Here is a 735-nt window from a genome sequence, read left to right as displayed (position 1 = left end):
GGGTTACTCGCCAGAGTTAATTGCGACCTGCATGGAGAACTTTCTTAAAGCCATGTTTATTATTGCTGGTCTAGCAGTTGGCCTCGCAGTTCCTGGGCTGTTATTCTACCGCCGCAGACCGATAGTATAAGGACCCGACATGATCATTAGTATGATTGCCGCGATGGCAGACAACCGCGTTATTGGCAAAGATAATCAAATGCCTTGGCATCTTCCTGCGGATTTTGCTTGGTTTAAACGTTGTACGATGGGGAAGCCCGTCGTAATGGGAAGAAAGACTTACGATTCAATTGGTCGCCCTTTGCCAGGACGTTTGAATATTGTCATTAGCCGAGATGAATCATTGAGTATTGAAGGCGTTACGACGGTGACTTCAGTTGAAAAAGCGTTAGAGGCTGCGGGTGATGTTGAAGAACTAATGATCATTGGTGGTGGTGCTATCTACGCTTCTTGTTTAGCGATGGCAAATAAACTGTACGTTACACATATTGATGCTGTAGTTGAAGGTGACACACAGTTCCCAGACTGGGGTAATGAGTTCAAAGAGACATATTCTGAAACCTACCAAGCGGATGAGAAAAACGCTTATAGCATGCGTTTTACGATTTTAGAAAAATAATCAAATTGAGCCTAATAAGAAAAGCACCGCAAATACGGTGCTTTTTTGTTTTCTTGTCCGGTAATCAGAGCCGTTAACTGAGAGCGTCTTGAGTGAAGACTTGCTTGTCTTCCCAA

1 protein-coding gene is annotated in these 735 nt (G+C 43.8%); it reads left to right on the top strand.

The window, feature by feature from the left end:
• Positions 1-139: 139 nt before the first annotated feature.
• The gene (folA, locus tag R7Z77_RS25355) at positions 140-619 is read left to right on the top strand and encodes a type 3 dihydrofolate reductase (RefSeq protein WP_318137045.1); all 480 of its coding nucleotides are present in this window, start codon (positions 140-142) and stop codon (positions 617-619) included.
• Positions 620-735 lie beyond the last annotated feature (116 nt).

Source organism: Vibrio sp. 1401, assembly GCF_033340295.1.
The sequence above is the reverse complement of the archived record's forward strand: the minus strand, read 5'-3'. Positions and strand labels throughout refer to the sequence as shown.